Origin of the sequence: Salinicola aestuarinus (genome assembly GCF_003206645.1) — a bacterium.
Classification (GTDB): Bacteria; Pseudomonadota; Gammaproteobacteria; order Pseudomonadales; family Halomonadaceae; genus Salinicola; species Salinicola aestuarinus.
On the sequence record NZ_PZJP01000029.1, the window covers coordinates 1 to 14,055 of the forward strand.

11 protein-coding genes and 1 pseudogene are annotated in these 14,055 nt (G+C 54.2%); 11 read left to right on the plus strand and 1 reads right to left on the minus strand.

What is annotated here, in order from left to right; all coding sequences use genetic code 11:
* From DOM41_RS17250 to DOM41_RS17620, 11 genes are all read left to right on the plus strand, one after another.
* Positions 1-2,462: type VI secretion system Vgr family protein (locus DOM41_RS17250; RefSeq protein WP_110688082.1), on the plus strand; the 2,462-nt coding region annotated here is incomplete at its 5' end.
* A 2-nt stretch (positions 2,463-2,464) separates the two neighbouring features.
* Positions 2,465-3,349 (plus strand): DUF4123 domain-containing protein, encoded by an 885-nt coding sequence (locus DOM41_RS17255; protein WP_157956982.1) that lies wholly within the window; start codon positions 2,465-2,467, stop codon positions 3,347-3,349.
* Position 3,350: 1 nt separating this feature from the next.
* A complete protein-coding gene (locus DOM41_RS17260; RefSeq protein WP_110688084.1) occupies positions 3,351-6,908 on the plus strand; it encodes a T6SS effector BTH_I2691 family protein in 3,558 nt (1,185 codons plus the stop codon).
* A gap of 29 nt (positions 6,909-6,937) precedes the next feature.
* Positions 6,938-7,789, plus strand: coding sequence for a tetratricopeptide repeat protein (locus tag DOM41_RS17265; protein ID WP_110688085.1), 852 nt, complete (start codon positions 6,938-6,940; stop codon positions 7,787-7,789).
* Between the two features lie 78 nt (positions 7,790-7,867).
* A complete protein-coding gene (locus tag DOM41_RS17270) occupies positions 7,868-8,296 on the plus strand; it encodes a hypothetical protein (protein WP_110688086.1) in 429 nt (142 codons plus the stop codon).
* A 76-nt stretch (positions 8,297-8,372) separates the two neighbouring features.
* The gene (locus tag DOM41_RS17275; RefSeq protein WP_110688087.1) at positions 8,373-9,221 is read left to right on the plus strand and encodes a tetratricopeptide repeat protein; all 849 of its coding nucleotides are present in this window, start codon (positions 8,373-8,375) and stop codon (positions 9,219-9,221) included.
* 360 nt (positions 9,222-9,581) lie between these two features.
* Positions 9,582-10,328, plus strand: a complete 747-nt coding sequence (locus DOM41_RS17280) for a hypothetical protein (protein WP_110688088.1) — start codon at positions 9,582-9,584, stop codon at positions 10,326-10,328.
* Entirely contained in the window at positions 10,321-11,175 is an 855-nt protein-coding gene (locus tag DOM41_RS17285) for a tetratricopeptide repeat protein (protein ID WP_188112433.1), read from the plus strand. Before DOM41_RS17280 ends, DOM41_RS17285 begins: the two co-directional genes overlap by 8 nt.
* Before the next feature lie 440 nt (positions 11,176-11,615).
* Positions 11,616-12,296: a hypothetical protein gene (locus tag DOM41_RS17290; RefSeq protein ID WP_157956983.1), complete on the plus strand. Its 681-nt coding sequence runs from the start codon at positions 11,616-11,618 to the stop codon at positions 12,294-12,296.
* Positions 12,297-12,428: 132 nt separating this feature from the next.
* Complete coding sequence (locus DOM41_RS17295; protein WP_157956984.1) at positions 12,429-13,280, plus strand: tetratricopeptide repeat protein; 852 nt, start codon at positions 12,429-12,431, stop codon at positions 13,278-13,280.
* Between the two features lie 29 nt (positions 13,281-13,309).
* Positions 13,310-13,507, plus strand: a complete 198-nt coding sequence (locus DOM41_RS17620; protein WP_157956985.1) for a hypothetical protein — start codon at positions 13,310-13,312, stop codon at positions 13,505-13,507.
* 84 nt (positions 13,508-13,591) lie between these two features.
* Here the strand turns inward: DOM41_RS17620 and gatB are convergent.
* A pseudogene (gene gatB / locus DOM41_RS17300) lies at positions 13,592-14,055 on the minus strand (Asp-tRNA(Asn)/Glu-tRNA(Gln) amidotransferase subunit GatB); the annotation flags it as partial.

Here is a 14,055-nt window from a genome sequence, read left to right on the forward strand (position 1 = left end):
AGACGCTGATGGCGCAGCCGGCGACCCTGTCGATTCTGCAGGCCGACGGCAGCTACCGTCGCCTGCACGGGCTGGTCAGCGAGGCCGCGCTTCTGGGCGAAGATGGCGGCGTCGCCTACTACCAGCTCACCCTGGTGCCGTGGCTCCAGTTGCTCGCGCTGGGGCGTAACAGTCGTATCTTTCAGGACCGCAGCGTCGTCGACGTGCTGACCCAGGTCTTCGACGACGTCGAGCTGGCGCGGGGGCGCTACCGCTTCGAGCTGCGCCGCGACTATCCCGCGCGCAGTTACTGCGTGCAGTACCGGGAAAGCGATCTCAACTTCGTCAGCCGACTGATGGAGGAAGAGGGCCTCTGGTACTACTTCGAATACGCCTCGAGCGACGCTGACGACGCTCAAGAGCGCGACACATTCGATGGCCACCGTCTCGTCATCACCGACGATGTCGATACCGCTCAGCCGGTCGCGCCTCAGGCGATCCGCTTCCACCGCCAGGATGCCACCGAGACCGAAGACGCGCTCAACCACTGGGGCGGCGTGCGCACCCAGCAGCCCACTCGCGTCAGCGTCGGCACCTTCGACTACAAGCAGCCTTCACTCACCAAGCGGACCGGGCTCGACACCCTCAGCGATCAGGGCAACCTGCCGGACACCGAGGTCTACGACTACGCCGGCGAGTACTACTACTACGGTTACGATCGCGGTGAGCGCCTCACCGAGAACCGGCTCGAGTCCCACGAGTCCCGTGCCAAGCGCTTCCGCGGTGCCGGCGGCGCGCGTCAGCTTCAGGTCGGTCGCTGGTTCGAGCTCACCCAGCACCCGCTGCATGACTCCGGGGGCCGCAGTGGAAGCAGAGAGTCAGAACGCCAGTTCCTGCTGCTCGGCGTGACCGTACACGCCGAGAACGCGCTGCCCGTTTCCGCCCAGCTGCAGACCCTGCCCGGCAGCCTGCAGCCCCAGATCGACGCCGCCAAAAAGGCGCACGGATTGGAAGGTGAGACCGCCGACCCCACCGGCGAGCGTCTGTCGGATTATGCCACCGGCGGCACCGGCCACTTCCTCGTCGACCTCGAGGCCCAGCGGCGAACGCAACCCTACCGCCACCCGCTGGCCCACCACCGGCCCGTCATCGGCGGGCCGCAGACCGCCACCGTCGTCGGCCCCGCCAACGAAGAGATCCACACCGATCACCTCAACCGTGTGCGCGTGCAGTTCCACTGGGACCGTCAGGGTCAGCAGGACGAAAACGCCAGCGTCTGGCTGCGGGTCTCCCAGCCCAACGCCGGTGCCGGCTGGGGTGGCGTGTTCGTGCCCCGTATCGGCCAGGAAGTGCTGGTCGACTTCCTCGAGGGCGACGCCGACCGCCCGCTGATCACCGGACGGGTCTACAACGGCGAGCAGACGCCCGAGTGGCACAGCCACGGCCTGCTCTCCGGGTTCAAGAGCAAGACCTACCGCGGCAGCAAATACAACGAACTCGTCTTCGACGACGCCACCGATCAGGAGCGCGTGCGGCTCAACTCCGAAGCCGAGAAGAGCCAGCTCAACCTCGGCTACCTGATCCATCAGACCGGCAACACCCGCGGTGCCTTCCGTGGCACCGGATTCGAGCTACGCACCGACGCCTACGGCGCCATCCGCGCCAATCAGGGGCTCTACCTCACCAGCTGGGGCCAGCTCGGTGCCAGCGGCGATCAACTCGACCTCACCCCGGCCAGACAGCAGCTCGATAGCGCCTACCAGCTCGCCGACACGCTCAGCCAGAGTGCGGCGGATCACAACGCCGACGCCCTCGACAGCCGCGAGAACCTCAAGCAGGCCGGAGACGACGCCGACGACACCTACGGCACCAGTGAGCAGCTCGCGGATGGCGATCAAAGTAACGCCGCCGGCGCCAGCGACAGCGGCGGGCGGGGCGAATCCGCCCGCATGAAAGCGCCGTGGCTGCACATGGCCTCGCCGGCGGGCATCACGATGAGCACGCCGGAATCGACCCATTTGGCGCAGGGTCGGTCGCTGAGCGTGGCGAGTGGTGAGGATGTCAACATCGCCACCGGCAAGAGCCTTGTCGCGTCGATCTCCGAAAAGCTCTCGCTGTTCGTCTACCGTGCGGGAATGAAGCTCTTCGCTGCTAAGGGCAAGGTGCAGATCCAGGCGCAGAGTGACGACATGGAATTGACGGCACAGAAGGACGTCAAGATCACCTCAACGGAAGGGCGCGTGGAGATCAACGCCGCCAACGGCATCTTGCTTACCAGTGGCGGCGGTTATATCCGCATTGAAGGCGGCAATATCGACGTTCACGGCCCGGGCAAGATCGACGTGAAAGGCGCCCAGCATAGCTTCGGTGGCCCGGCGAGCTTGAATGTTGCACCACCTGAGTTGCCGGAGGGGGAAGATGTGGTCTGCGCTCAGCGGAGTCGGTCGGCTTCCAGTGGCGGCGACGGTACGGTGGAAAGTTGACGGTGCGGGTACTCGATGAGGCGGCTTTCATCTCACAAACCGAGCAAGCCGCAAGGGAAGGGTGGCTGTATCAGTTGATTGACCCAACCAATGCGGCTGAACGCACGTTAAGCTTGGAAGAACAGAAAACAGCAGGGTTGGTCAAGAACCGCTTCCTAGCTCAAAAGCCCTCGGAGCGTCTCTATCTCTACCCAGCCGCAAAAGCGGGTCACTCAAGTGCGCCAAACCAGTTCGCGGCGGAGGTTTCAAAGCGTTCGCCTTCCTTACTCAATCCGGTGCCATTTTGCGGCTGGCTAGTGACTCAACAGGCTCGCACCCGTGTCGCCTCATATCTTGGAAGACAGTTGGCGCAGACAACGCCGGACGGAAGTCCCGCGCTGCTGCGTTTCTATGATCCCAGAGTCCTCGAACATCTGCCGCGCCTTTTATACCCCTGGCAACTGTCTATGTTGTTGGGCCCAGTCGATTACTGGATATTCATCGACTCCGCGCGCCAAGTTCGGTGCCTCGAACCGCATGGGGACAAGCGGGGGCTTGGCCGGCTGAAACTCACTTCCGAGCAGTGGAGCGGGATTCGGCGAATCGGGCAGGTCAATCGATGCCGCGAGCTCTACCGAACACTGCCGGGAGCGGACGGGATACAGGCGGCTCAACCTCACGTCGTTGATGCGCTTATCGTGGCGGCCAATAACCTAGGCATTAGCCAGCAGCAGGATATCGCCGCATTCGTTCTACACGGCTTAACGACCCATGCCGCTTTTTACCGTCATCCCAGAATGCAAACTCTGTTTTCGCGGCTAGGCGGGCGTTTGAGCTATGTCGGTTTGACGAATCAGCTCTCCGATGACGAATGGGCAGCCATTTCAGACAATAGGGAGGATGCCTAGCATGGTCGCAGCATCGAATACCAACGATCACGCCTCGAATGGTGCAGCAGGAGGGGTGGAAGCCAATAGTTGCTCATTCTGTGAGCGGAAAGGCTTACCCATTTTGCCCGTACGCTACGCAGTGTGCCAAAGAGACGATCGCAACAGTCAAATCCCCGAGCTCGCCGAGGAAAGGGTTCACGAGTTCACTGACATCATGCTCGACAAGACCCTCGTCAATGGCGAAGAGCAGGGCAGACACGTATCTGATGAGGTCAAGGAAGCACTCTCACAAAGCACTGACAGTCAGGTCAACAAGTACATTCTGCGCCAGTTGCGTCAGGGGTATCTCTACCTTTACGACCAGGACAGCCCCAACCAGAAGTATTGGTACGCTTACGCAATCACCAGTGACGGCAAGTATTATCAGTTTCCCGTTCTGCAGCCACCCGCGTTAGATGATATCGAGTTCCCCGAGAGCTGTCAGACAAAGAGCGGCGACGTTCTGGATGCATCGGTCGTCACGCTACCCTTCCCAGAGGATTCAGGCACGCTCTACTACGCGTTCAGCGAACATCCCTGGCCCGAGGCTCACGTTCACATGATTGGGGAAAACGCGGCTTGGCGTGACGCCCACATGCAGAAAGTGAATATTCCGGCGTGGGTAGGAGGGCAGCAGCAGCCATTCGCCTTTGACATAGACGAGCTGGAGTCGGTCGCCGAATACAGTGCGGGGGCAGAGAATCTGGACGAGCAGTTTTGGCGCAGCGGGCCAACGCGACCTCTTTTCGAGCCGGATGAACTCAGAGAGGCGATGAAGCGTCGACTTGATCACGCGGCCAGTGAATATCAGGGCAAGGGGTTCATTCTCGCGGTCAATGATGAAGTCGGAATCATCGAAGAATTGAATGCCTATCGCCACCAAGCCTTAGCCGAGGCCGAAGCGTTTGTCAGCGAGAGTGAAACCAACCGAAGAAAGCTGCTCTGCAAGCAGGCAATCGATGCCTTGAAAAAGAATTTCGCAAAGAACTATCTCGCGAGTCAGGAGAAGGAGAAGGAAGACGCCATCGAGGCGGCAAAGACCGAGCGAGACGAGCTTTTGTCGGAAGGTGAAAGCGACGAGCTGACTGCCAGAGAGCGAGCCATGCGTCAGCGTCGGGCCGGTCAACTGACGCAGGCCGTCAAGGATGCTGAGGCGGACCGGGATGCTTTCTTGCAGGAGCGTCAGGCGCAGGAGGAAGCCTGCCGTGAACAGAGGCGTCAGCTTCGCGGTGAAATCGAAGAGCTGGAAGCCGTGAATGCCGACCACGATGAACGGCTACGGCAACAGGCTGAAGCGTATCGCGCACAAGGCAGAGATTCGGCGGCTCGAGGCATTGAGGAGCGGCGTAAGATTGGGCCGCTGGACGATCAGATCCGAGCTAAGCAATTTCAGTTGGAAAACGTGAAAACCGAAGCTGAAAGCGCCGCGGAACGGCATGCCAGTCAGCTCGACGATCTCTATGACTCAAAAGCACTCGATGAGTTCTATTCAGACTACCAAGACCGGAATGCGATTTGCCAGGCGCTGCTGAGCGTTCACGACAGTGATTACGCGCTATGGGTGCTCAAGCACCTCGACCGGGCGATAGCGCGCTATAGCCAGACTGACTACTGGATGGGCCTGGGACTGAGTGGGCTGATCGGCAACGCACTTCGCGGCGGTATTCTGTCACCTGCCAGTGGCAGTGTCTGGAAAACCCTGGCGGAGGCGCTGGATTCAGAGGGATCGCTCATCATGGCGGCCATGTTCGCCAACAACGCGGAACTTGTTTCTGCAGCGCAATCGGTAGTGGGGTCGCTACCGGTGGGGGCGCGCTTGAGGCGAGAAACCCTGAGAGAGTGGGGGGAGCGGGTCGCCGAGAGCCAGCAGCGAAGTCGAATGCCTGATGGTCGACGGCCGACCCGCGATCAGATCCGTAATCGATTTGAGCCAATACAGAACCTCGTGGCGATGACGATCGGTAACGCTATTGCCTCTCTGGCATTGTATGAGACGGCGGGGCTGGCGGTGGGGGACATGAAAAGCCCCCTCCAACGATTCGTTCAGTACCACCAACTCTCTTTCATGGCGGACCCTGATGTACAAACCGGCGACAAACTGGTGCCTGAACTGGTCGAGGTCGAGGTAAAGCTATCGGATCTTTACCAGCTGTTGCGGGCAATGTCACGAGCGAGCGAACCGTCCAATGAGCGGGGTGTCGATACCAGCCGAGCCTTGAAATCCTTGGATGGGACGGTGGGTAACTTCTCCGCTCCCTTGGCCGACCGCGAGCGCCGGGTACGTATTTCATTACCAGAAGAGATCGCGGCAGTACTGGGTGCTCAAGACGACAGCGATGAATCGAACTTGCTCGAACACTACACGCTGGAGGATGACCAGAAGCGTCAAAGTGATCTCGGCAGTAACGCTACGAGTTTGGGCAATACCCTGGTAACCGCCTATAAAGGGTATGGTCAAGTTGCCGGCATGTGCCTAGTGCTTTGGAACCTCGTCTCGACGCTGGAAGCCGATGACTTCATCGACGACGAGGATGGGGCAGACTGGAGCAAGATACTGAGTACTGGCGTTGGCATCGCCAGTAGTGCCATGGGCGGCATCGAAGGGTATAAGCGCATTCGTGCGGCGAGCCTGGGCCTTTCCTTTGAAGGTGGCGTCATCGGCGGTCGAGCCTGGACCTACGCGGGGCATGTCATGGGCGTCGTGGGTGGGCTCGTCTCGGTCTGGGACGGTATGAACAAACTGACAGAAAGTGCAGAGGCCACCAAGACAGGTAGAAGTCTGGATGCCCAGCACGCCCTGATCCTTGGCGGTTTTGGGGTCGTGTCGGGCATCATCTCGATCATCATGATCGGCGCCAGCACCGGCATCGGCCTGGTGGTCAGTGTCTTCTTCGGTATCCTGGCGCTGCTGTTAGGGTGGTTCTTCGTGACGATGGTCTCTCCCGCTGTTCAAATGTGGATAAACCGCAGCATATTTGGCAAGCCATCGGAGCAAGAAGATATGCAGATTCTGCCATTTGAGGACTTAGCCTCGGAGCAGAGCTCCTTGGAGATGGTGTTTCAAGGGGTTTTGGTGGATTTGTCGTGGGAAGCGGTAGCGCCTGATCCATCAAAATACTTCACGACTGAAAATAGCGGCGTCTTAGGCGTGAGTGTCGATTCAGAGGCGCGTGAAGCAGAAGAAGAGCGTGTTAGCGATTTAGTGCGAATTAACTTGAAGGTTAGAGTGCCAAAGTTAGATGGGATCGAATTGGTGCTTAAGCTTACACCGAAAAATAGCCCAGACGCGATTGTCGGCTGGACCTACCAAAAAGACAGTGATGATGAAGTGTTAACCGCTGTATCTAATCGCGGGTCACTTCCTGGCAGCGAATTGGAAGAGCCTCCAACATTCAAGCTAAAAGATAACTCCTACGTAGCAGACTGGTCGCATGTGTATGCGAAAAACCTATTGACTCAAATAGTTGCGCTCACGATCTATTTCAATTCCACGGATAGCCAGTCGTTCAATCAGGACCTTTTGGCTATGAGAATTTAAGTTCCAGACAACAAGTGGGAGGAGTTTGTATGAAGCGCTTGATTCTTGTAGTATTATTGTTTCTGCATAGCAGCGTTGCTCTTGCGGAAATACTATTTCAAGACCCGACTGGCAAGGAGCTCAATGCCGCGTTCGATGCCCTTTCTGAGGAGCAAGTTAAAAACCTTTCGCCTCCACGTGTCAGCGAAAAACAATACTTATTAGGCCTTCTTTATCTGAACGGCGACGAAGAATTTCATGTCGAGCAGAATTGCCAAAAAGCATTTGAGTTATTAACGGATGCCTGGGAAGGGGATGTTGTCGATGCTGGTCATGCTTTGGCCACCATGTATTACCATGGTGTTTGCACGGAAGAAAATGTTGATATGGCAAGAGAGCTAGCAACTCAAGCGGCGCAAGAAGGTTATATCCTTGCGCAGCGCATGTTGGGCATGGCCTATGTGGGTGCAGATTGGGAGGAACTCTACCCCTATAATATAGAAGAAGGCATATTTTGGCTAAGTGAGGCAGGCAACGCTGGCGATATGAAGGCCGCAGCACACTTGGCGGGAATGTATGATAGTGGTGATGGTGTGCCCAAAAGCGAAAAAAAATACTTCGAATGGTTGAAAAAGGCTGTCTTTACCAAATTCGAGGAAAGAAATATAGCTGGTTTTCCAGCATTGGCTAATTGTTATGAAACCGGTAAGGGTACCGATGTGAATCTTACTAAGGCATACAAATATTACGATTTGAGCGGCTCTGCTGGAGTTGAGGACAAGCAGCGTATTGCGGATCAAATGACCCAAGACCAAATCGACGAGGCGGTGCGGCAATCTCAAGCGTGGCAAGAAGAGCATAATGTTCGAATTGGTGGTGGTTTTATTCGTCGTGCCAACTGACGCTTTGATTTTAGAGCTGGCGCAAGGCCATGAGACATAAGCTATCACTCAGCTGTGCAACGCAGAAGGATGATTTCCATGCCAGTCCAAGAGAAACTAGATCAGGCTTTCTATGCCAGGGTATCTTCGCTTATCGCGCTTTGCGGCGGGGGTGGGTTATTGCTTGCGTCGCTTTTGGCGATCCCCAGTTCGCCGATTTTCCCGGGGGTACCCATCTTCATCGCTTGCGCATTGATCGGGGCCGGACTCTGGTTCCAGTTCAACCCGGTCGTCCGGCTTACGAACGAGCATGTCTCGGTCAAGCTGGCGATGGCCCGCCCGCGTACGACCCTCGCGCTTGACCAGTTGATACGTGTCGAAGCGACTGCTCGCGAGTGCATGCTTTACTATCGCAAAGACGGTGCCGGCGAGGGCAGGCTCAAGATACCGCTCAAGAGCCTGGCTAAAGAGGATCGCGAACAGTGCGCTCTGGCCTTGCGGCAGCGGGTGCCCTTTGACGCGGCTTAGTACGTCGGTGTCGCTAACCAACAAAAGCCGATGGCCATGGGCTTTTGCGTTAAGGGAGCGAGATGGAGTCTCCGCAATGAAGTTTTTACTATTGCTTTTTGTCATTATTTTTTCTGCTAACGCTCAGGCCAGAATTTTGTATCAGGATCCAACTGGTGATGATCTCAATTCAGCGATTGCCAGGCTTTCAGAAGAAGATGTGAAAGATGTTTCTTTCTCGGGCTCTGCTAAAGGAAAGTTTCTTCTGGGGCTTTTTTATGTTAACGGTGCTTCGGAATTCGGCGTAGAAAAAAATTGCCAGAAAGCCGTTTCCTCGCTGCGTGAGGCTTTAGCTGCAGGCATCACTGATGCCGGATATACGTTGGCGACAATGTACTATAATGGGGTTTGTGAGGAAAAAAATATCGATGAGTCTCGAAGTTTGGCTGCTCAAGCTGCACGAGATGGATATATCCTTGCTCAAAGAATGTTAGGTCAGGCTTATTTGGGCGAAAAATGGGACGGACTCTATTCTTATGACGTTGATAAAGGCGTGTTCTGGCTCGGTGAAGCAGGTGATGCAGGTGATAGAGAGTCGTCAGCTCGTCTCGCTGGGATGTATTATGATGGTGAGAAGGTAGCGAAGAGCGAAGTTAAATATTTTGAATGGCTAAAAAAAGCTACTTCTTCCAAGTATAATAATGGGAATGGGCTTGGCTTTATGGCTATGGCTAAATGTTACGAACACGGCAAAGGAGTAGAAGTGGATTTGGTTCAAGCCTACAAGTATTATGATCTTAGTGGTTCAGCGGGTGCAGAAGGTAAGCGGCGCATCGCACAAGAAATGACGCAGGACCAAATTGACGAGGCGGTGCGCGAATCTCAAGCATGGCAAGAAGACCACAATGTTCAGGTGGGTGGCGGTTTTATTCGTCGGGTGGAATAATTTTAGGCGTGCTGCGCAATGCGTAGAATGTCTCTTCACGATACAAGTCATTGAGCGAAGCCCACGGTAGCCGCCGTGGGCTTTTTTTTGCTTCAAATTAGCCTGTTCTTGGTTCTTGGTTCTTGGTTCTTGGTTCTTGGTTCTTGGTTCTTGGTTCTTGGTTCTTGGTTCTTGGTAGCTATGTATTTCGTCGCGATGAGCCTAGCCAATTGTACGATTTGATTTAATATTGACGTGGGGCGCCGACGCCATTGTCGAGCATAAAGCTGAGGCAGACTAAAGCAAAATGCCGAATACTGGCATTGGCATCGCCAGTAGTGCCATGGACGTCGTGGGGGGCTCGTCTCGGTCTGGGACGGTATGAACAAACTGACAGAAAGTGCAGAGGCCACCAAGACAGGTAGAAGTCTGGATGCCCAGCACGCCCTGATCCTTGGCGGTTTTGGGGTCGTGTCGGGCATCATCTCGATCATCATGATCGGCGCCAGCACCGGCATCGGCCTGGTGGTCAGTGTCTTCTTCGGTATCCTTGCGCTGCTGTTAGGATGGTTCTTCGTGACGATGGTCTCTCCCGCTGTCCAGATGTGGGTAAACCGCAGCATATTTGGCAAGCCATCGGAACAAGAGGATATGCAGATCCTGCCATTTGAGGACTTGGCTTCGGAGCAAAGTTCTTTGGAGATGGTATTTGAGGGGGTGTTGGTGCAGCTGTCTTGGAGAGAGGTGAGTCATCCTGGGCCAGGGCCTAGTGTAGAAAGAGAAGTAGAGTTGGCGTTAAGCTTTCCTCGGTTGAGTAGGTTCGAGGTTGCGTTTTCTCTTTTTTGCGCTGATGGTAATAGAGAGTTGTATAGTCATAAGGTCGTTAAGCTTGCCGATTTTAGAGCCCCGGTGGTAGATAGAGAGGCCGCTGATATTGATTTCGAAGAGGGGGGTGATGGGCGTCCTGTTATTACATCTAGTGAAAAGGGTTACTCCTTGGAGGTGAGTAGAGTTTTTGCTAGAGAACTTCTTGCTGATGAAGTTGTTCTGGATGTGAGTTTTAATTCCTATCGTACTGCCGGGGCGAATGTCCACGATGTTTTTAGAATGGAGATCGATAGTGTTTAAAAAACATTTCTTCTTTCTTATGTTTTTGTTGTTTGTTCCGCTAACTGCTGTCGGTGAGGTTCTGTTTCCCGACCCAACTGGCGATGGCTTGAATGCTGCTTATTCAAAAACCAGTAGGGTCGAGCTTGAAAGACAAGTTGAAGAGGGGTTGCCATCGGCTGAATATATGATGGGGATGATATACTTGAGTGGGGATGCGGCTTGGGGGGTTCAGCCTGATTATGAAAAAGCTTTTTCCTTGTTACATCGTGCTTGGTGCGATGATGTTTTTGATGCTGGATACGCACTTTCAACGATGTATTACAAAGGGTTGGGTGTAGATAAAGACCCTGCCAAGGTTCGAAGCTATGTCTTGAACTCCGGGGAAAATGGCCACATAAAATCGCAAAGAACCCTTGGGCTTGCTTACAAAGGTGATGTGTTGCAGAGTGTATTTGATAGAGATATCGAGAAATCTGTTTTTTGGTTTGAAAAGGCTGCGATAAATGGTGATCAACTTTCAGCTGCCAATCTCTCTGTGATTTATGGTGGCGATGGTGTGCTGCACGATGAAAAAAAATCTTTTGAATGGAAGAAGAAGGCTGCTTCAGCTAAATATGGTAACTCTCGGTTTGTACAGTTTTTAACGTTGGCGGAGTTCTATGAAAAAGGTGTTGGTACTGATAAAGACCTAGTGCAAGCATATAAGTATTACGATCTTAGCGGGTCTGCCGGTGTGGAAGGGAAACAACGCCTTGCCGATGAAATGACTCAACATCAAATTGATGAAGCCCTTCGCCAGTCACAAGAATGGCAAGAGGATCATAATGTTCAAATTGGTGGCGGTTCTATTCGTCGGGTGGAATAACTTTAGGCGTACTTAGCAATGCCTAGGATGTCTTTTCACGATACAAGTCATTGAGCGAAGCCCGCGGTAGCCGTCGTGGGCTTTTTTTCGCTTCAAATTAGCCTGTTCTTGGTTCTTGGTTCTTGGTTCTTGGTTCTTGGTTCTTGCTAACTATGTGTTTCGTCACGATGAGCCTATCTTCTCGTGCGGTTTGATTTAATATCGGTGTGGCTCGCCGACGCCATTGTCGAGCATAAAGCCGAGGCAGATTGGAGCAAGATACTGAGTACTGGCATTGGCATCGCCAGTATCGCCATGGGCGCCATCGAGGGGTATAAGCGCATTCGCGCGGCGAGCCTGGGCATTTCTCTTTTGAAGGTGGCGTCATCGGTGGTCGAGGCTGGACATACGCGGGGCATGTCATGGGCGTCGTGGGTGGGCTCGTCTCGATCTGGGACGGCATGAACAAACTGACAGAAAGTGCAGAGGCCACCAAGACAGGTAGAAGTCTGGATGCCCAGCACGCCCTGATCCTTGGCGGCTTTGGGGTCTTGTCCGGCATCATCATGATCGGCGCCAGCACCGGCATCGGCCTGGTGGTCAGTGTCTTCTTCGGCATCCTGGCACTGCTGTTAGGGTGGTTCTTCGTGACGATGGTTTCTCCCGCTGTCCAGATGTGGGTAAACCGCAGCATATTTGGCAAGCCATCGGAACAAGAGGATATGCAGATTTTGCCATTTGAGGACTTGGCCTCAGAACAAAGTTCTTTGGAGATGGTGTTTCAGGGGGTGGTGGTAGACTTGTTTTGGAAGCCAGTGCTTCCTAATACGACAGAATATATAAAGTCGGGGAGTGAGATTGACTCCGAAGGTTTAGAGGAGGAAGTAGAGCGTGCTAGCAGGTTGGTGGTAGTCAGTTTTAAGCTTAAGCTTCCAAAGCTTAACAAGATGGATGTCAATATTCAGCTTTACCCTAGCGGGAAGAGGCAGAGTTTAATACTCAGCTTTTCATATTGTAAAGAAGCTGATGAGGAGTTTCTTGACTTGCGCGATGATCGAGGTTCGCTCCCCGGCGAGAGTGGGGTTGAAGCGCCAAGTTTTACATTGGGAGATGATCTTTACGAGACGAGCGGGTCCGGATAGTTAGAAAAAAATGTACTAACAGATTTGGTGGGTTTTAGTGTCGAAATTAATGCGAGCAGTTTTCGTGATTACAAATCTGAAACCTTTTTCAATGAGGATTGTTTGATTGTTTCCTAATCAGGGGGTGAAGGCGTGAAAAAGATAGTTTTTTCAGTTTTTCTGATGTTTTTAAGCAGCCTCGTTGAGGCAGATGTTTTGTATCAAGATCCCACTGGGGCGAGCTTAAATGAGGCTTTTGATCAGCTTTCAGAAGATGAAGTGAAAAATGTTTCGACGGGTAATGTTGCAAAAAAAGAATATATGTTAGGTATGCTGAATTTGAATGGTGACGATGAGTTTCATGTGGAGCAAAACTGTGAAAAAGCAGTGTCTCTTTTGACGTCATCCTCCGAAGCAGGCGTGGCCGATGCCCAACACGCTTTGGCGACTATGTATTATCACGGGGTATGTGTAGAAAAAAATATTGAAAAGTCACGAGAGCTAGCGACTCAGTCAGCAGAAAAAGGATACATTCTTTCACAGAGGATGCTCGGCTTAGCTTACGTAGGTGAAAAATGGGACGAGCTGGTTTCTTATGATGTCGATCAGGGGGTGTTTTGGCTTAGCGAAGCTGGTAACGCCGGCGATCGAGTATCAGCAGGCGAGCTATCTTATATGTATGATAAGGGAGATAAGGTTCCGGAAGATAAAGAGGTATCTTTCTCTTGGTTGAAGAAAGCGGTTTTTAATAAATTTGAAAAACGAAATAGAATCGGGTTTCGCGCGTTAGCGGGGGTCTACGAGACGGGTGATGGGACCGATGTTGATTTGGTTCAGGCGTATAAATACTATGACCTGATGGGAACTGCAGGCGCAAAGGGCAAGCAGCGTATTGCGGATCAAATGACCCAAGCCCAAATCGACGAGGCGGTGCGGCAATCTCAAGCGTGGCAAGAAGAGCATAATGTTCAAATTGGTGGCGGTTTTATTCGCCGTGCCAACTGACGCTTTGGTTTCAGTGCTTCTGTACGGCGATGATCCGTCCCCGTACTAGCCTTGCGCTCGACCCGTTGTTGCGCGTCGAAGCGACTCCGCGCGAGTGTCTGCTCTACTACCGCAAAGAGAGTGCCGGCGAGGGCATGCTGAAGATTCCGCCCATGAGCCTGGCCAAAGAGGGTCGCGAGCGGTTCGCGCTGGCCTTGCGACAGCGGGTGCGCTTTGAGGCGGCTTAGTACGTCGGTGTCGCTAACCAACAAAAGCCCATGGCCTTGGCCATGGGCTTTTGCGTTGGGGCAGGGCTGTCAGACGATACCGACTCAGGCCTCGTCCAGCTTCTGCTTGAGCACGCCGTTGACTTGCTGTGGGTTGGCGGTGCCGCGAGAGGCTTTCATCACCTGACCGACGAAGTAGCCGATCATCTTGCCGCGCTTGGCTTCGTCCGCTTCGCGGTACTGGGCGACCTGGACCGGGTTGTCGGCGATGACCTGGTCGATCATCGCTTCGATGGCGCCGGTATCGGTGACCTGCTTGAGCCCCTGGGCGTCGATGATCTCGTCGGCGTTCTGACCGTCGTTGTTCCACAGGGCGGCGAAGACCTGTTTGGCGGCCTTACCGTTGATGGTGTCGTCGAGCACACGGCTGATCAGCCCACCGAGCTGCTCCGGGGTGACCGGGCTGTTCTTGATGTCGATGTTTTCGCGGTTGAGATGCGCGGAGAGTTCGCCTTGCACCCAGTTGGCGTCCTGCTTGGCATCGCCGCACACGACGAGAACGGCTTCGA

What these genes read in the sequence shown, in the direction of transcription:
- DOM41_RS17620 (WP_157956985.1), top strand. Translation starts at nt 13,310, where the DNA reads ATGATCCGTCCCCGTACTAGCCTTGCGCTCGACCCGTTGTTGCGCGTC.
- DOM41_RS17265 (WP_110688085.1), top strand. Translation starts at nt 6,938, where the DNA reads ATGAAGCGCTTGATTCTTGTAGTATTATTGTTTCTGCATAGCAGCGTT.
- DOM41_RS17290 (WP_157956983.1), top strand. Translation starts at nt 11,616, where the DNA reads ATGAACAAACTGACAGAAAGTGCAGAGGCCACCAAGACAGGTAGAAGT.
- DOM41_RS17280 (WP_110688088.1), top strand. Translation starts at nt 9,582, where the DNA reads ATGAACAAACTGACAGAAAGTGCAGAGGCCACCAAGACAGGTAGAAGT.
- DOM41_RS17270 (WP_110688086.1), top strand. Translation starts at nt 7,868, where the DNA reads ATGCCAGTCCAAGAGAAACTAGATCAGGCTTTCTATGCCAGGGTATCT.
- DOM41_RS17275 (WP_110688087.1), top strand. Translation starts at nt 8,373, where the DNA reads ATGAAGTTTTTACTATTGCTTTTTGTCATTATTTTTTCTGCTAACGCT.
- DOM41_RS17260 (WP_110688084.1), top strand. Translation starts at nt 3,351, where the DNA reads ATGGTCGCAGCATCGAATACCAACGATCACGCCTCGAATGGTGCAGCA.